General features: G+C 67.6%; 14 protein-coding genes. 7 read left to right on the top strand and 7 right to left on the bottom strand.

All coding sequences use genetic code 11. The features are described from left to right. Positions 1–317 precede the first annotated feature (317 nt). Both GY812_13640 and GY812_13635 read right to left on the bottom strand, forming a co-directional pair. Complete coding sequence (locus GY812_13640) at positions 318–2,498, bottom strand: hypothetical protein (GenBank protein MCP4436523.1); 2,181 nt, start codon at positions 2,496–2,498, stop codon at positions 318–320. 241 nt (positions 2,499–2,739) lie between these two features. Beyond that, positions 2,740–4,500 carry an acyl--CoA ligase gene (locus GY812_13635; protein ID MCP4436522.1) on the bottom strand — a complete coding sequence of 587 codons (1,761 nt, stop codon included), beginning with the start codon at positions 4,498–4,500 and terminating at the stop codon, positions 2,740–2,742. Here GY812_13635 and GY812_13630 point away from each other — a divergent pair. Both GY812_13630 and GY812_13625 read left to right on the top strand, forming a co-directional pair. Beyond that, positions 4,499–5,614: a glycosyltransferase gene (locus tag GY812_13630; GenBank protein MCP4436521.1), complete on the top strand. Its 1,116-nt coding sequence runs from the start codon at positions 4,499–4,501 to the stop codon at positions 5,612–5,614. The two genes, GY812_13635 and GY812_13630, sit on opposite strands and share 2 nt — an antisense overlap. Beyond that, a complete protein-coding gene (locus GY812_13625) occupies positions 5,611–6,201 on the top strand; it encodes a hypothetical protein (GenBank protein ID MCP4436520.1) in 591 nt (196 codons plus the stop codon). Before GY812_13630 ends, GY812_13625 begins: the two co-directional genes overlap by 4 nt. 90 nt (positions 6,202–6,291) lie before the next feature. Here GY812_13625 and GY812_13620 read toward each other — a convergent pair whose 3' ends face one another. Then, the gene (locus GY812_13620) at positions 6,292–6,972 is read right to left on the bottom strand and encodes a hypothetical protein (protein MCP4436519.1); all 681 of its coding nucleotides are present in this window, start codon (positions 6,970–6,972) and stop codon (positions 6,292–6,294) included. A 105-nt stretch (positions 6,973–7,077) separates the two neighbouring features. Here GY812_13620 and GY812_13615 point away from each other — a divergent pair, with 105 nt between their 5' ends. Next, the gene (locus GY812_13615) at positions 7,078–7,884 is read left to right on the top strand and encodes a hypothetical protein (protein MCP4436518.1); all 807 of its coding nucleotides are present in this window, start codon (positions 7,078–7,080) and stop codon (positions 7,882–7,884) included. Between the two features lie 7 nt (positions 7,885–7,891). On the opposite strand, the gene GY812_13610 is transcribed toward GY812_13615, so the two are convergent. Beyond that, on the bottom strand, positions 7,892–8,134 hold the full coding sequence (locus GY812_13610; protein ID MCP4436517.1) for a hypothetical protein: 243 nt from the start codon (positions 8,132–8,134) through the stop codon (positions 7,892–7,894). Beyond that, on the bottom strand, positions 8,131–8,937 hold the full coding sequence (locus GY812_13605) for a hypothetical protein (protein MCP4436516.1): 807 nt from the start codon (positions 8,935–8,937) through the stop codon (positions 8,131–8,133). The genes GY812_13610 and GY812_13605 overlap by 4 nt, the downstream gene beginning before the upstream one ends. 309 nt (positions 8,938–9,246) lie before the next feature. On the opposite strand from GY812_13605, the gene GY812_13600 reads away from it, so the two are divergent. From GY812_13600 to GY812_13590, 3 genes are all read left to right on the top strand, one after another. Next, positions 9,247–11,847: a PKD domain-containing protein gene (locus GY812_13600; protein MCP4436515.1), complete on the top strand. Its 2,601-nt coding sequence runs from the start codon at positions 9,247–9,249 to the stop codon at positions 11,845–11,847. A 114-nt stretch (positions 11,848–11,961) separates the two neighbouring features. Beyond that, the gene (locus tag GY812_13595) at positions 11,962–12,744 is read left to right on the top strand and encodes an enoyl-CoA hydratase/isomerase family protein (GenBank protein MCP4436514.1); all 783 of its coding nucleotides are present in this window, start codon (positions 11,962–11,964) and stop codon (positions 12,742–12,744) included. Positions 12,745–12,769: 25 nt separating this feature from the next. Beyond that, complete coding sequence (locus GY812_13590; GenBank protein ID MCP4436513.1) at positions 12,770–13,672, top strand: SDR family oxidoreductase; 903 nt, start codon at positions 12,770–12,772, stop codon at positions 13,670–13,672. A 9-nt stretch (positions 13,673–13,681) separates the two neighbouring features. Here GY812_13590 and GY812_13585 read toward each other — a convergent pair whose 3' ends face one another. Together GY812_13585 and GY812_13580 are read right to left on the bottom strand one after the other, a co-directional pair. Beyond that, the gene (locus GY812_13585; protein ID MCP4436512.1) at positions 13,682–15,079 is read right to left on the bottom strand and encodes a PKD domain-containing protein; all 1,398 of its coding nucleotides are present in this window, start codon (positions 15,077–15,079) and stop codon (positions 13,682–13,684) included. A gap of 89 nt (positions 15,080–15,168) precedes the next feature. Beyond that, positions 15,169–15,990 carry an MBL fold metallo-hydrolase gene (locus GY812_13580; protein MCP4436511.1) on the bottom strand — a complete coding sequence of 274 codons (822 nt, stop codon included), beginning with the start codon at positions 15,988–15,990 and terminating at the stop codon, positions 15,169–15,171. A gap of 297 nt (positions 15,991–16,287) precedes the next feature. Between GY812_13580 and GY812_13575 the strand changes: the two genes are divergently transcribed. Continuing rightward, complete coding sequence (locus GY812_13575; GenBank protein MCP4436510.1) at positions 16,288–17,076, top strand: DUF4396 domain-containing protein; 789 nt, start codon at positions 16,288–16,290, stop codon at positions 17,074–17,076. Positions 17,077–17,204 lie beyond the last annotated feature (128 nt).

Below are 17,204 nucleotides of genomic sequence, written 5' to 3'. Positions count from 1 at the left end.
CCAGGTGAGCGAAGCGGTAGGGATCTCGTACCAGGCGAAACCACCGTCGTCGGTTCCGAGGGATTCGCACCACGGCGCCCAGGTGTCGACCATTGCCTGCTGTTCGGCACGGAAGGCGACTACGACCACGTTCCGTTCGCCGCTGAGAGCACCGGGCAGTTGCCGCTCCTTGCCGTTGAGGTCCCTGCCGACAACGCGGGGAAACCGCCGGCCATGCAAAGGGTTCGGGGATTCGGTGCTGAGCGGATTGTCGGTCGCCATGGCCGTGGGTTCGCCAAGGGGCCCTCGCCCGGATGCGCTCGAGCGCAGCAGTGTCGTCAGAGGTACTCGCGCTTGCGCAGCCAGCCCGTGGCGAAGAAGCCCGCCACTGCCGGGAAATAGAAGGTGCAGACCCTGAATGTCACCGCCGCGGCGAACGCGGCATCCTCCTGGAGCCCCAGGATCACCAACAGCGCTGTGAGCGTCGCCTCGGCCACACCGATGCCGCCCGGGATCGGAACCAGTCCGGCCAGCAGGTTCGTGGCGACTGTCACGGCCACCGCTGTCACCAGCGGCAGGGGTGTCCCGATGCCCTCCAGGACCAGCCACAGGGTGATGCCGAGCACCACCCGCGACGCCAGGTTGCTGCCGAGCAACCCAGCTGAGCGGCGGGGGTCCCTGAGTACGTCGCCGAAGAGCCCCCACGCCTCCTTGAGGATCGGCAACACCATCTCCTTGAGCTTCTGGACCCGTGTGAATGCGACCACTGCGCCCAGCGCCAGCAACACCACGGCGGCGAGGATGAGCCCCCAGGGCAGGTCGCCGGTCTCGAGCTGCAACGAGAGGTCCCCGAAGATGAGGGCGAGCACGAGGATCCCGGACTCCACGGTGAACCCGGCGAGTCCGTCGACGGCTCCCTGGGTGGTGGCGATCGTGACCGACAGCCCGTACTTGTGAAGGAACGCGGCGTTCATTGCCACCCGCCCCGCTGCGCTCGGCACCGCAAGGCCAATGAACTTCACCGCCACCTGCAACACCGTGAGCGGCAGCAGCGGCATCGGGTGGCCGACGGCGAACAGCATGCCGGTGGCCTCGGGCAGGAACACGAGCTGGCCGATCACGAACCCGACGACGATCCACTCCCAGTCTGCGGTCCTCAGTACGTCCCACACTGCGGCGAAGTCGATGCCGCCGAGCATCCCCACGAGCGCGTTCGCTGCGATGAACACCAGCACGAGCATCCCGAGCTGACCCCATGTGACCCGACGCAGCTTCACCGGCTCCGGGGGATCGACTCCGAGTGCCTCGACCAGTCCCTCGCGGAGGCTGCTCATCAGCGCCTTCGGGTCGTCCGCCTCGCGTCTGGTCGCCGATGGCAGCGCCGGTGCCTGCATCCACGGCATCGCCTCGACCAGGGCATCGTCTCCCAGCACCCTTCGCGCGGACTCGATTGCCCGCTGCGTGCCGACCCGATTGGCACTCGCATACAGAGCTGCGACCACGTCGTCGGCCCGGCCCGCCACGTCACCGGAGGTTTCGAATGCCGTCGAATCGGCCCAGTTGGTCAGCCGGGCTGAACCGTCGGAGACGAGCACCGCCGAAGCAGACACCGCGCCGTGCACGAGCCCCGCTTCGTGGGCACCGGCCAGAGCGGCCCACATGGCGTCGATGGTGTCGTCACCGGCATTGTCGAGCTCGGCGAGCGACACACCCCGATGATCGAGCACGATCACCGCGAGGTCGTCGCCAGCGAGACCGAAACCGCGCACCGCCGGTACCGGCACGCCCCGGTCCGCCGCCACCATGGTCATCAGGGCCTCGTGTTCCACGTTGCGCACCCGCGACGTGTCGCCGTAGCCGCTCGCCCCCCGGTACCAGAGGGTCCTCCAGAAACGAGCGAGAGCTGCGGCACCCTCGGCGTCGCGGCCGAGCACCTTCACTTCCACCGGCGCCCCATCGAGATGACCGAACACGACGCGTTGGCCCCACGACCGGTCGTTGCGGACCTCGAGCCCGGTGACCCGCAGCCCCAAGCGGTCCAGACCCTCCGAGATGGCCGACAGGTCGGGGAATCCGAGCGGTGATCCGAAGGCCAGCATCACGGCCGAGCCGACAGCGAACCCGAGGGCCACACCACCGAGGGCATCGCTTGTGGACCCCTCGCCGAGCACAACCGCCGCGATCGCCGCCGCGGCGACCGCGGTGTAGCCGAGCCGGCGCAATGGGCGTGTGAAGTGGGGCGCCGACACCACGGCCAACGCAGCGATGACCGCCGCCCGGAGCACCGGGAATCCGTCCTCGCTGCCGCGGTACTGATCCACCAGAGAGGTCCACTCGCCCTCCACGATCCGTGACAGCAGGAGCGTGAGGCCGATCGTCGCTACCGCTGCGACCGCCATGTCGCGCAGCAAGTCGAGGGCGCGCCGGCCGTTGAGGACCACCCCGACAACGAGAACGGCTGCGGTGGCAGTCGCCGCGAACATGCAGATCCCGGCGAACGACGCGATGAGTTCGGGCAACTCCGCCATCGTGTCAGCAATCGATCGTTCGATCGCCCGCGGCCGGCGACTCGCAGTGGCGGTGACCAGCACCGCAAGGAGGGCGACGATGAGTACGAGGGCATCCGAGGCCCGACGCCGACGAGGCGGGCGCTCCTGGGTTACGAAGTATCGGTTGCCCCGCGCGTTCGGGGGTGCCGCTGCGGGCTCGCCATCGTCGATGGCCCGAGCGTAATGAGGCTGCGGGCCCCGGAAGCGGAGGTCAGACCTGGTCGTACGTGTCAGCCAGGTCGCGCAGGTCCTTCTTGGCGATCTTGCCGAGCTCCGCGGTGGGGAACTCATCGAGGAAGTAGACGGCCCTGGGAACCTTGAAGTCGGCCAGGTTGGCCTTGCACGCCTCGATGATCGCCGCGCCCATCTGCTCCTCGGGCTCGCCCATCTCGTTGCGGATCACGAACGCGACCGGGACCATGTCGAGCATCTCATGGCTCTTGGCGACCACAGCGATGTCGTCGATGCCGGCAACGGTGCGGCAGACGTCCTCGACCTCGCGGGCCGACACGTTCTCGCCGCCGACCTTGAGGGCGTCCTTGTCGCGGTCGCAGTAGAAGATGTTGCCGTCGGCTTCCAGGCGGGCGATGTCGCCGGTGCGGCACCAGCCGTCGCCGGTGAACATCTTCTCATTGGCCTCGGGATTGTTGAGGTACTCGAGGAACACCGATATCCCGCGGATTCCGCGGATCCAGATCTCGCCCATCTCTCCGACCTCGGCGGGCTTGCCGGTCTCGTGGTTGACGAGCATCCAGTCATACCCGGGTGCGAACTTGCCCATCGCCATGTCGGGGTACGACTCATAGGGGTTGGAACGGATGCAGTGGCCGACCAGTTCGGTCATGCCATAGGCAGCGATGACCCGCATGCCAAGCATCTCGTCGAGGATCGGCATGATCAGCCCGAACACACCGACGCGCACGGAGTGCTCCGGGATCGGTTCGGCCATCATCGCCTTGATCACGAACGGGATCAGCGAGATGTGCGTGACCGAATGGGCGTGGATGACCTCCCAGAACCGCGACGCCGAGAACTTCGGCTGCAGCACCACGGTGCCGCCGGTGCCGAGAACGGTCCAGATCGCCCAGCCCTGCGTGTTGACGTGGAAGAACGGCAGGTAGCAGAGGTAGGTGTCGTCGGGAGTGAAGTCGATGTTGGAGGGGTTGACCTTGGCGGCCCACAGCACGTTGCCGTGCGTGTGCACGACGGCCTTCGGCTTCGAGGTGGTGCCAGACGTGAACAGGATGCCGACTGGCCGCAGCGGGTCTGCTTCGAGCTCGGGAACGGCGTCGGGGTCGCCGTAGAGGGAATCGAAGCCGTCGTGGCCGTGGTCGAGCTGGTCCGCAGGAGCAGCCTCACCGGAGTTGTCGCCCGTCACGACCACCCAATCGAGTTCGGCGCTCGTGTCGGCCACTACTGATGCGAACTGCGGCTGGGTGATGACGGCCTTGGCTGCGGAGTGCTCGAGGAAGTACTCGAGTTCGGCTGCGACGCTTCGGGTGTTGGTGGTGACCGTTACGCCACCAAGGCGCGCAACGGCGTACCACGCGATGACGGCCTCGGGGCAGTTCTCGGCGTGGATGAGGACTGTGTCGCCGTCTCCGATTCCACGGGCAGCGAGCCCGCCTGCAACCTCCTTGGTTGCCTGCGCGAATTCGGCCCACGTCCAGGTCTTCGCCTCACCCGACTTCGGTTCCCAGATGAGAAAGGGATGCTCGCCGCGGTGCTCGGCACGGTGGTCGAGAAGCCAAGGCACGTCCTGTCCCTTGAACTGGTAGCGGGCAACGGTCTCCGGGTCGAGCGTGATCTCGTCAGGCATTTCATTCCCCCGTTTCGCGGATCCCGAGACGATATCCAGCTTCTGACGGAGCGTCAGATCGCGGCGTTTGCAGGCGCTGCCGCATCCGTCGCAGCCGCAACCGGCGAAGAACAACACGAAGCAACAGCGGCAAGCAGAACCGGAGCGAAACATGTGGAGTGCAGTGCTGGCGCTGGTCGGCTGGTCTGCCGGGTGGTGGCTGTTCGGCTCGCCACGGCTCCTCGGTGTGAGACCCGGTGACGTCCATCCATCCACGGTCTACGAGGTGCCGCCGATCTCGATCGTCATCCCGGCACGCAACGAGTCGGCATCCCTGCCCAACTTGCTGGGCGACCTCTCGAGGGCGCGGCCGATCGGTTCCGAGGTGATCGTCGTCGACGACTGCTCCACCGACGACACCAGGGCGATCGCTCTGGGCTTCGACGGAGTCAGCGTGTTCGACGCAGGCCCCACACCTGACGGATGGCTCGGCAAATCGTGGGCATGCCACATCGGCGCCCACGCCGCCCGGTCCGAAGTGCTCATCTTCCTCGATGCAGATGTCCGCGTGGAGCCCGGTGCCATCGAGGCGGTCATCCGCGAGCTCCAGTCACGGGGTGGACTCGTGTCGGTGGAGCCCTACCACGAGGTCGAACAGCACTGGGAGGACGCATCGGCGCTGTTCGCAACCGTCTCGGTCATGGGCATCGGTGCGGGTCGCAGCGGAGAGCCGATGGGAGCGTTCGGCCCCGTCATGGCCACCACGCGCGCCGACTACGACCTGGTGGGTGGCCACCGGGCCGTGCGGGCCGAGATAGTGGAGGACATCGCCCTCGCCCGGCGCTACTCGGCTGCAGACCGCTCGGTCAGCGTGATGGTCGGGGGACCGGAACTCCGGTTCCGCATGTATCCGGACGGCCCTCGCTCGATGGTCGAGGGTTGGACCAAGAACTTCGCCACCGGTGCGGGCAGCACACCGAAGCCCAGGTTGGCCGCAGCGGTGCTCTGGCTCGCAGCCATGGGCACGACGATCTCGATGCTCGCCGGCTCGATGGGCCAACTCGGCCAGGCCGCCGGCGCCCTCACGTTGTGCGGGTTGTTCGCCTGGCAGGTCGGGTCCATGTTCTCGAGGCTGGGCAACTTCTCGCGTCTGGCCGGCGTGCTCTACCCGCTCTGGCTGGCCGTGTTCTTCGCCGTGTTCTTCCGCTCCCTGTGGGCGACCCGGGTGCGTCGTGCAGTCCAGTGGCGCGGCCGAGAGGTACCGCTCACCCTCGGGAGCAACGCTTGAACATTGCAGAGGCCGCCGCGCCGATCGCGGTCCTGGTCCTCTCTGCCGTCTGGCTCGGCATCGGATTCGTCACCGGTTGGGCGGGTCATCGCCTGCCGCTGGGATTCGTGTCACGAGACACCTGGCTGACCAACCCGCGACAGTTCGAGCATGGTGGCAGGTTCTATGAACGACGCCTGCGGATCCGGAACTGGAAGGACAGCCTTCCGGAGGCCGGCGCCCTCTTCAGAGGCGGCTTCGCGAAGGATCGCCTGGCCGACCGAAGCTCGGAGAACCTCGAACGGTTCGTCGCAGAGACCCGACGTGCTGAGTACGTGCACTGGGCCAACGTGCTCGCCGGACCGGCATTCCTGCTGGTGCTGCCGCTGTGGGGCGGGATCGTGATGACTGTGTTCGCCCTCGTGGTCCACGTGCCCTTCGTGGCGATCCAGCGCTACAACCGCATCCGTCTTCGGAGGACCATCAACTCGCGGCGACGCAACCACGCCAGGCGACGACAGGCCGTCGTGCTGTCAGCCGACTCGCCGCGGAAGACACCGCCGACCTCTCCACGGTCGCGCCGGAGCCCGACACCTCGGCCGACCTGAGCATCGGGGCAATGTCGGATCAACTCGACCAGGCGGCATCGGGGCACGGGCTCTGAGTTCGCCCGCGACCGCCGCAGGCAAGCCAACCGATCAACAGGTGTAGACAGTTCCCTCGAACTCGTAGCTGGCTCCGCTGGTGTCGATTTCGGGAGCGGCGGATGCGTCGGCCGCGACCGTGCTGGTGCCGCCCGTGAAGCTGCCATCGGCCGCTGGTATCTCGAAGCTGCCGTAGAGGGTGCCCTCATCGGAGCTCGAGATTGCGGTGGTGTACACGACGATCCCGTCGCAGACGGTAGGGGGTGCGGGCGGCTCGGGCGTGGTTGCACCCTCACACCCGCCGTCGGCCGTCGGGGCGTTGGACACCGACGAGAACGATCCGTCTGCCAGCCGGATCGAGTTGCCCGGGCACGCCGGGCCGATCGAGTCCAGATCGAGTCCCGAGTACACGACCACGTAGTTGCCGCCCAACTGGTACCAGTTGGCGGTCACCTCGCCGGAAGTGATCGCATCGGTGCCCGGGTAGAGCTGATCGACCGGAGCCTTCACGGTCGTCGACTCGATCATGACCGCGTCAGCGGCCCCGCCCGCAGCGTCTCGGTCCTGGGACTCGTTGTCTTGCGCATCCTCGGATGCGGAGTCCCCCGAATCGGAACCGCTGTCTTCGGTGGAATCGCCGGCGGTTGTCGACGTCGAGTCTGAGTCGTCGTTGGAGCATGCACCGACGAGCAACAGGAAGGCAGCGATCAGGAACGCGAGCTTCGTGGTCCTCATGGGAGTCCCGTTCGGTTGTGTCGCCCATGGACCACAGCCGCGGCACCCGCCCATGCGGCTACCGCCGGCGCCGGCCCGGTGTCGGGAGACGCGTATCCTGCCCGGATGCCCGCCTGGGACGACTACCCGCCAGAGCACCACCTCGGCCGCGACCTCGGTCTCGCATACCGCCTCCCCCGACCCGGCCACATCCGACTGACGGCACCTGTCGGCGACGCTGTGCTGCGCCCTGACGGGACTGTGTACTCCGAGGTCGTCTGCGCAATCGTGGACGAAGCGGTCGGTTTCGTGTCGGTGATGGAAGCACAGCCCGACTGGGGATCAACCGCAGCGTTGTCGTTCGGGTTCACCAACAACGTTGCAGAGCCTTCTGGCGACCTCATGGTCCACGGCCGGGTGGTCAAGGCCGGCAAGCGCCTCATCTTCGTGGAGTGCCGGGTCGAATGCGGCGACGTGCTCGTGGCCCATGCCGAGGGGCAGTTCGCCCGTGTCCCCCGGGCCGGGGCGAACCGCGAGATGGAGATGCCTGGCGTAGATCCGGACGCCGTGTGGCGCATGGGCGGTGACGCCTGCGCGCTCACCCAGCCGTTCCCCGCCAGCCTCGGCCTGGAGTCCGCGGCACCCGGAGACCAGCCAGCCGCTATCGAGCTCGGGTTCGACGGCTATGTGGCCAACAGCGCAGGGATCCTGCATGGCGGTGTCGCCGCAGCGCTCGCCATCTCCCCGGCCGAACTCGCCGCCACTGCACCGGCTGCGAGCGCCAGCGTCCAGTTCCTGTCGCCCGGGCGCAACGGACCGTTCCGCTCGACGGCCTCGCGCTTCGCCGGCCATCGCGACGGCGTGTGGCAGACCGAAGCCTTCGACCTGGCGGACGGTCGGCCCATGCTGCGCGCCGTCGTGACGACCGCCTGAACCGGGGTCAGTCGGCTGAGCCGGCGTTGTCCGGGTCCAGGCCTTCCACGTCGCCCCCGTCGGCAGCAAGGCCCTCGCTGGTGCGGCGTCCGATCACCTCGATGCGGTACTCGCAATCGATGCACTGGCGCATCGCCCGGCGAAGCTTGTCGTTCTGCGCTTCGAGGCGCTCGATCTCCGCCCGAAGCGCACTCACCGACTCGGCATCGGCCCCGGCCCCGCCGACCCGGGCCAGCAGGTCGCGGATCAAGCCTTCGGCTTCCAGCTCATCCGTGCCGTGCAGGACGTGTCCGGCAGGTGTGGCTCGAAGTTGATCGTCAGCGGGCTCTCCTCGCCGTCGAACAGTTCCTCGAACGTGGCCTTGCAGATGAGAAGGCAGCCCTCCTCGGGAAGCTTGTCAGGATTGGGCAGGTCCTCGCGCTTGCCACACGAGTGCCAGCCGCAGTCGGGGATGAACATCGTGACCTGGCCGCCACCCGGGTCATATTCGGTGATCTCGGCCGGACCGGTCAGGAACCCGGCGGGATTGAACATCTCGAAGGCGAGCTTCTGGCGGCGCGATGGCTCGCTGGAGGCGCCCTCGACCACCGCGCTCCCAGCGGATGACTCGGTCATCTTGTTCATCATCTCGAGGAAGTCGGAGGAGTTCTCATGCGCCAGCGAAACCGCGGTGCCGACCACGATCTCCTCGTACTGCTCCTGGGTGAAGTGCTTGCGCAGCTCGAGCAACGCCCACTCGATCTCGCGCACGAAGTTGCCGTAGCGTTTGCGCCACCGTTGGCGGGGGGAGTCGAGCAGCCGGACCTTCTCGCGGCACTCGCGTATCTCGGCCCAGTCACGGTCGATCTGTGCCGGATCCGCGCTCATCCGCAGGATCGGCAGGAACGTGTAGGGCACCATCGGCCCGCCGCGGTCGACGAGCATGCGCTTCGACATCACCATGTCGATCCAAGCCTGCGGACCCCACTCGTACAGGATGCCGCCTTCCTCCTGCTGCGACCTGCCGGCTGCGCCGGCAGCAACTGGTGGCTGGCTCTGCTCCGTGATGGCCATACACGAGACAATACGGCCTCGCGCGTGCTGGAAACCGGGCGATGTCGAATCGCTTGCGCCTCGTGATGGCATTGCCGGTGCGGCTGAACCTGACAGGCTGGGCTCCGGAGCCCGACACGACCGCGCCGGTAACACGCTGACTCGCCTCGGATGCGACGTCGTCAGGCAAGTGAGTGTCGTTCAGCTTCTTGAACGCCCGACGGCCCGTCAGGTATACCTTTTCCCGTGCCCGGGGCGAAGTTGGGCACACAGGCGGGGGAATCGGGCGATGCGTTGTGCGGTGCCCCCTGACTCAGGGAGTTCATTCAGATGCGCACCAAGGCTTCGGCTGTCCTTGTCATGCTCGCCGCGATCACGTTGATCGCCGTCTCATGCACGACCCCCTCGGGAGGTGGAGGCCCGACCAACACTCCTCCCACGGCGGTCATCAGCGCTGCGCCCTTGAGCGGCCAGGCACCGCTCGACGTGTCCTTCTCGGGCCTGCTCAGCTCTGACGCAGGTGGCTCCGTGGTCGCCTATGACTGGGACTTCGGCGACGGCAACAGCTCCAGCGACGCCGAGCCTTCGCACACCTACTCCTCGGCCGGCGACTTCACGGTCACGCTCACGGTGACCGACAACGGCGGGGCGACCGACACTGCGACCGAGTCGGTCAGCGTTCAGATCGACACCTCGGGAGCAACTCTCGTCGATGACGACGGCGGCGCCGACACCGCGACGTGCGGCACCCTGGCCGAGCCCTGTGCCTCGATCTCCCACGCCAACGGCCGCGCAGCCGCAGAAGGCAACACCGAGCTGTGGGTTGCCGAAGGCACCTACGCCTCGTTCAGCGTCTCCGATGGGATCAGCGTGCTCGGCGGCTACGCCGCGGACTTCGGTGGTGCCGGCGGCGCGACGGTCGTGGACGGCGCCTTCGACGGCACAGCCGGCGTGTCCGCAGCAGTCATCGCCCAGGGCATCTCCTCGGCCACCACTGTTTCGGACCTCACCGCAAGCGGTGCCGACGAAACCGGCCAGGCCCGCGAGGCCCTCGGCGTGTACGTCGACGGCGGCGGCAGCGGCCTCACGCTCAACAACCTCACCATCGCGGGCGGCCAGAGCGGCACCCATGCAACCGGCTTGCTGGTCGACGGCGCAACGGTTTCGGTCGAGGACTCGGCGATCACTTCCGGCACCCCCAGCGGTGCCGGCAACAGCGCCCACGGAATCCGCGCTATCAACGGTGCGACCGTCAACGCCACCGGCGGCATGGTCGGTTCTGCTGACGGCATTGCAGGCACCGCTGGTGGCGCCGCACCGGCCGCAGCGCCTGCCGGCTGCACCGGCAGCGGTGGCGCCAACGCAAGCGGTCCCTCCTCTCCGGGCAATGGTGGGGCAGGATGCGGCTCCGGCACCAGCGGTTCCGGCTCCGGCGGCCGTGGTGGTGACTACAGCGGCTCCGGCAACGGTGGTTCGGTCGGCGGCGGCGGGGCCGCCGGCGGCAACGGCGGCTGCGGCAGCCTCTTTGGCTGCGGCACCAACCCGGGCGGCGGATCGGCAGGCTCCAACGGCGCCGCAGGTGTCGGTGGCACAGGTGCCGGCGACACCGTCGGCGGCACGGAGACCTACATCGGCCAGTCCGGCTCGGCCGGCACCAACGGTTCGAGCGGCGCTGGCGGCGGCGGTGGCGGTGGCGGCAAGTCCGCTTCTGCTTCCGGTGGCGGTGGTGGCGCCGGCGGTGGTGGCGGTGCAGGAGGTGCTGCAGCCACGACCGGTGGTAGCGCAGGCGGCGGCTCGTTCGGTGTCTACAGCCACGACTCCTCGATCAACCTGACCGGCGTTTCTGTCTCGGCCGGTGCCGGTGGCGCAGGTGGCGCAGGCCAGGCCGGCGGAGCCGGCGGCAACGGCGGCAACGGCGGCAACGGCGGCAACAAGTCCTGCTGCGAGGCCTCTGGCGGCGGCGGCGGCGGCGCCGGCGGGTCCGGCGGTGGTGGCGGCGGCGCTGGCGGCGGTGCCGCTGGCCCGTCGATCGCAGTTCTCAACACTGGTTCGGGAACGGCTTCGCTCAACGGCGGCACACTCAACGCCTCCGCAGTGGCTGCAGGCGGCGCGGGGGGCGCAGGCGGCGCTTCGGGAGCTGCAGGCTCTGGCGGCGCCGGTGGCGACTGTGCGCTGATCGGTTCATGTGGCCCGGGCGCGGGCGGCGGCTCCGGCACCGGCAACGGCGGCGGTGCAGGTTCGAACGGCGCCGACGGCCTCACGCTGGGCGCCTGGGACAACGGCGCCACGACGGCGCCGAGCGGCTCCACGACCACCACGACGATCCCGGGCACCACCACGACCACCACGACCACGGCTCCGCCGGCACCGGTTCACACCGCGGTCGACAAGCTGTGCCGCACCAGCGCAGTCGGCCAGACGTCCTTTGACGCCAACGCCACCGGTGCCTCGGTGCTCGCACCGGCCACGGTGGCCCAGGGCTCGACGTTCGACATCGAGTTGACGCCGGACCCGATGGCAGTGCCCACCTCAGGCGGGGGCTACCCGATCTCCTACATCGCGAACGTGTACTTCAAGTACACGGTTCCGGCTGGAACGACCTTCGTGAACGCAACCGTTGCCGGCGGCAGCAACATCGGGGCAGGCACTCCGACAGTGTCGGAGAGCGGCGGCGAGATAGTGCTGCTGGTCCCCGGCTCCCTGGCCCCCGGCGTCACCGCGAACTTCCCGACGATCACGGCAACTCTGCAAGCCACCGGCTCTGTGGGCAGCACGATCGAGACCCAGTACGCGGGCACCAGCCACGAAGATGCCTCGCTGATCTTCAGCACCAGGGTCAGCGGTGTGCCACTGCTCGGTTCGATCACCACGACCTCGTACTGCTACGCAAACGTGAGCAACCCGATCCTCAGCACGACTTCGATCGTCTGAGTCGATCGACTGCTTCGAGCACTCGCTTTGTTGATGCTGGATCACGCCTAGCGTGATCCAGCACCAACAAAGCCAATACGGTGGCGAGCCAGCAGACAGTTGGGGAGCCCCGCAATGAGCACGGACAAGGTCACACTCGAGATCGACGGCGGCGTTGCGACGATCACCAACAACAACACCGACAAGCACAACGCGTTCGACGACCAGATGGACGCCCGGCTGTTCGAGATACTCGCGGAGCTGAAGGAAACACCATCGGTGCGGGCCGTCGTGTGGCGCGGCGAGGGAAAGAGCTGGTCATCTGGGCGCGACGTGTCGGTGATCGGCAACAACGCCACCGAGCTCACACACCACGAACTCATGACGCGGGGGCATCGCGGCATCCAGCAGCTATGGGACCTCGAGGCTCCGGTGATCGTCGCCATCCAGGGGTGGGCGATCGGCGGTTCGTTTCAGCGGGCACTGCTGTGCGACGTCCGGATCGCAGCCGAAGGCGCGAAGTTCATGCTCCCCGAAGTCGGCCATGGAGTGATCCCTGACACGGGCGGCATGGGAGTGCTCTACGAGATGTGCGGCCATGGCCTCGTGAGCGACATGGTGCTCACCGGCCGCCGGCTGTCAGCCGAAGAGGCACTCTCGCACGGCATCGTGAGCAGGATCGTCGCTCCGGGCGAGCTCGACGACACCGCCCGCGAGATGGCGGAGAAGATCGCCTCCTCCCCGGCGGTGGCAGTCAAGTTGGCCCGCAGGGTGATCAGCCATCTCAGTCGGCCGCAGGTGCGCAGCTCCATGGAAGACGAACTGATCTACCAGACATTCCTCAACCGCTCGGACGACTTCGCGGAGTTCAAGGCGTCGCGGGCCGAGGAGCGCGAGCCTCACTACCGCGGCTCGTGACCCCCGCACACAGGGAGACAACGCCATGACTGACAGCGACTCACCGAGCGGGCTGCCTGCACCCCCGGCGGTGGGGGCCTCGGCCCTTCCCGCCGGCACCTACGACGGCACCACCGCATTCGTCACCGGCGCCGGCACCGGGCTCGGCAAGGCGATCGCCTCCGAGTTCGCCCGCCTCGGAGCCGACGTGGCGGTGGCCTCTCGCAAGCCGGAGCACCTCGACGCCGGGCGCGAGGCGCTCGAGGCCCTGGGCGCGACGGTCACCACCACCGAGTGCGACATCCGCGATCCCGACAGCATCAGCGCCGCGTTCGACGCCGCAGAGGACGCTCTCGGGCTGCCCGCCGTGTTGATCAACAACGCCGCGGCCAACTTCCCCGTCCCTGCCGAGGACATGTCGCCCAACGCATGGCGCACCGTGGTCGACATCACGCTCAACGGCACCTTCTTCGTGGCCCGGGAGTTCGCGCGCAGGCACATCGAAGCCGGCACCCCGGGTTCGATCGTCAACATCGGTGCGTCCTACGCGTGGACCGGCGGACCCGGGTTCGCCCATTCCGCGGCCGCCAAGGCGGGCGTGAAGAACATGGTGGAGACCCTGGCGGTCGAGTGGGGCCCCTACGGAATCCAGGTCAACGGGCTCGTGCCGGGGCTGTTCCCCCACGAGGACATGACCGATGACATCAAGGGCAACCTCGAGCGCACTCACGAAAAGGATGCGTGCCAGCCGGCGTTGCGTGTCGGCGAACGCCAGGAACTCGGGTGGGCTGCGACGTTCCTCGCCAGCCCCTATGCCAGATTCATCTCCGGTCACACGCTCGTGGTCGACGGTGCCAACTGGCAGCGCCGCACACTGACCAACCCACCGGTCGTGAGTGTGCGCGAACAGATGGGCCTCGGCCCCTTCGATCCCCAGGCGAAGCGCTGAGGCCGCTGCCTATGGGTCGACGGTGATCGCGATGGTGTCGACTGCGGTTGCACTGTTGTCATCGGTGACCGTGAGGGTTGCCGTGTAGTTGCCGGCGGCGGCGTAGGTGTGGGTGGGCGACGCGTCGGTGGAGGTGTTGGTGTCACCGAAGTCCCACGAGTACGAAACGATCGAGCCATCGGAGTCGCTCGACCCGGTGCCTTCGAACGCAATCTCGAGCGGTGCCACCCCGCTGGTCAGGTCCGACGAAGCAACGGAAACCGGATCGACATTGTTGGCAACCTGCACGAGCACCGTCTCGACGTGTTTGGCTCCGTTGTCGTCGGTGACGGTCAGGTTGGCCGGGTAGCTGCCGGTGGCTGCATAGGTGTGGGTCGGTGAGACCCCGGTGCCGGCGTTGCCGTCCCCGAACACCCAGTCGTAGGAGACGATGGTGCCGTCGGAGTCGGTGGAAGCCGAGCCGTCGAAGCTCACCACGAGCCCCGGCTTCGGATGGGCCGTGGCCAGCGCCGGTGCCGACACCGGCGCGACATTGTCGACGACCGAGATGACAACGGTGTCGGTGTCGGTCGCGCCCAGCACGTCGGTGACGGTCAGCGTGGCCGAGTAGGTGCCGGCGGTTGCGTATGTGTGAGCAGCCGGGGTGGCGCCGGTGGCGTTGTCGCCATCACCGAAGTCCCAATACCAACTGGCAATGCCGTCATCCGCATCGGTAGACCCGGAGCCGTCGAAGGTGACCGTCAGCGCGGTCTTCCCCGAGGTCACGTCCGAGCTCGCCGAGGCCACCGGGCCCGCGTTCCCGGTTACCGTCATGGGCACCGAGTCCGAGGCAATGCCGCCGAGGTTGTCGGTGACCTTAACGGTTGCGTCGTAGCTGCCGGCAGCCAGGTATGTGTGGGTGGGGTTGGCGTCGGTCGAGGTGGCGCCGTCTCCGAAGTCCCACTCCGTGGAGACGATGCTCCCGCCGACGTCATTGGATGTCGAAGTGAAGTTGACGGCAAGTGGCGTCGCACCTGAGGTGGCATCCGAGCCTGCTGTGACGGTCGGGTCGGTGTTGACGACGACCTGGACCGTGTCCGTGCCGACACCGTCCTTGTTGTCGGTGACGCTGAGGACCACGTCGTAGATGCCTTCGACGGTGTAGGTGTGGCTCACATCGACCTGGTCCGAGGTCGTGCCCTCACCGAGGTCCCAGTCGTACGCGACTATCTCGCCGCCCGCGTCGGAGCTCAGCAGCCCCGAGAAGTCGACCGTGAGTGGCGCCGGCCCCGAGAGCGGAGCAGCAGAGATCAGCGCCGTCGGCGGCGTGTTGATGTTCTTGGAGCCCGGCTTCGAGCCACAGGCCGCAGCCACCAGTGCCGCAACCGCCACCAAACCCAACAGGGTTCCCCACCTGGTACGCATCATTCGCCCCTCCATCGCCTTGGACGCCGGCGAGCCACGCCGGCATGGGTCCGATTGTAGCTTCGGTCACATTCCCGGCCCAAGGGGTGAATTCACACGGTCACTTGCGTCAGGTCACCGCCGATGACCACCTCGCCATCGAAGTGCTCCGCCGCGATCGCCCGCCACTGCGGGTACTGGTCCTCCGTGGGCGCAGGCACCATGTGCGTGAGCACCAGCTTCTTGACCCCGACGCGTGCCGCGGTGCGAGCGGCATCGTCGACTCCGGAGTGGTAGTCGAGGATGTCCTGGACCATCTGGATGGGTATCGCCTCGACCAGATCGCGACGGATCACGGTCTGCACATACGCGTCGGCCCCTGCGGCCAGTGCGTCGACGCCGTCGCAGGGGATGGTGTCGCCCACCAGGGCTGCCACCGAGCCGTCATGTGTCATCCGGAATCCGATGGTCGGCCGAACGGGCGCATGTTCCGTGGCCGCCGTGGCAACGGAAACTCCGCCGACGTCGAACGTGTCGCCGGCGGCAAGTTCGGTGACGTCGACCCTCGGCCCGTCCGTCAGTTCCTCGTGGTGCGCGATCCGGTAGCCGATGTCGGGCTCGAGGGCGTGGAGCTGGCGCTGCACGAACTGGGCGATTCCCGGCGGTCCATAGACCGCCAGGGTTCCGTTGCCCTGCGTCATCACCCAATGGGTCGTGATCACGTCGTTGAGCGCACACAGGTGGTCGCTGTGCAGGTGGGTCACCAGAACGGCGGTGAGGAATCCGGGCAGTGCTCCGGCTCCAGCCATCCGCATGACCACACCGCGACCGGCGTCGACGAGGATCTGGGCATCGCCCGCCTTGACCAGCGTCGATGGCCCTGCCCGGTTCGCGTCGGGCAGGGGTGAGCCGGTTCCTGTCAGCACTATCTCCATCGGATTCCCTTCATCGGCGACTGCGTGATTGGTAGGTGCGCTCGTCCAGACCGATCCGCAGTTCATCGGGCATGAGTACGACACTCGGGCCCCGCGCTCACGACCACCGGCGGATCGCCGATCCGATCACAAGTCGACACTGTCGCACACGGGGAGTCGACGATGAGTGGCGCCGCGGACTCCGGCCACGCGCACGGTCCGTGATCGGCTCGAGTACGGCGAGGGTGAATACACGACCGCACCCGACCCGAACGCTTGACCGGTCACCACATTGTCGTGGGTATCGTCGATGGCGTGGTGCTCGACGGTGTCATGCTCCTCTGGTTCATCCTCACGGCGCTGTCCGTGCTGTTCGTGGCCATCGACATCCGAAACACCCCCGAGTCGCCGGTGCTCAAGTGGGGATTCATCCTGCTGACCCTCTACACGGGGCCGCTCGGAGCATTCCTCTACGTACTGGGGTGCCGTGAGCCGCTGCCCGGCCTGCACGAGCAATACGTCTCCGCCACCTGGCGTCAGGTGCTCGGCTCCACGATGCACTGTGTCGCCGGAGACGGTGTCGGAATCATCGTCGGCGCCGCCATCGGATCGGCCCTCGCGCTGTCGTGGCTGGCCGACGTGGCCGTGGAGTACCTGCTCGGCTTCGCGTTCGGGTGGGCGATCTTCCAGGCGCTGTTCATGAAGGCGATGGCGGGCACGTACCGCAAGTCGCTCACCTCCACCTTCATTCCCGAGCTGCTCTCCATGAACATCCTGATGGCGGGGATGATCTTCGTGCGCACGGTGCTGCTGCAGCAGATCGCCGCAGCGGACGACCCGGCCAACCCCGAGTTCTGGTGGGTCATGTGCATGGCGCTGATGGCCGGGTTCATCTGCGCATACCCCATGAACTGGTGGCTGGTCACCCACCACCTGAAGCACGGGATGATGACTGTGCGCCACCCGGAGCACGAAGAACCGGAGGTCCCCGCTGCGCCGGCAATGCAGATGGAGCGGCCCTCGGCGACGGCCATCCGGTCCATGGCCGCACTCAGCATCGCCGTGCTGGCGGCCAGCGTGCTGGTCTCCGGACTCGTCATCCGCTGACCGGGTGACTGGCGCCAAGTCGGCTCGGACGGCCATCGTTGGCGCTGCTGCGGTGCGAGCCCCGAACACCCACTCGACGCCTCCACAGTTTTTAGTGTACGCTCAAAACTGATCGTGAAGGCCTGAAC

It is taken from the genome of Actinomycetes bacterium (assembly GCA_024222295.1).
Classification (GTDB): Bacteria; Actinomycetota; Acidimicrobiia; order Acidimicrobiales; family Microtrichaceae; genus JAAEPF01.
The sequence above is the reverse complement of the archived record's forward strand: the minus strand, read 5'-3'. Positions and strand labels throughout refer to the sequence as shown.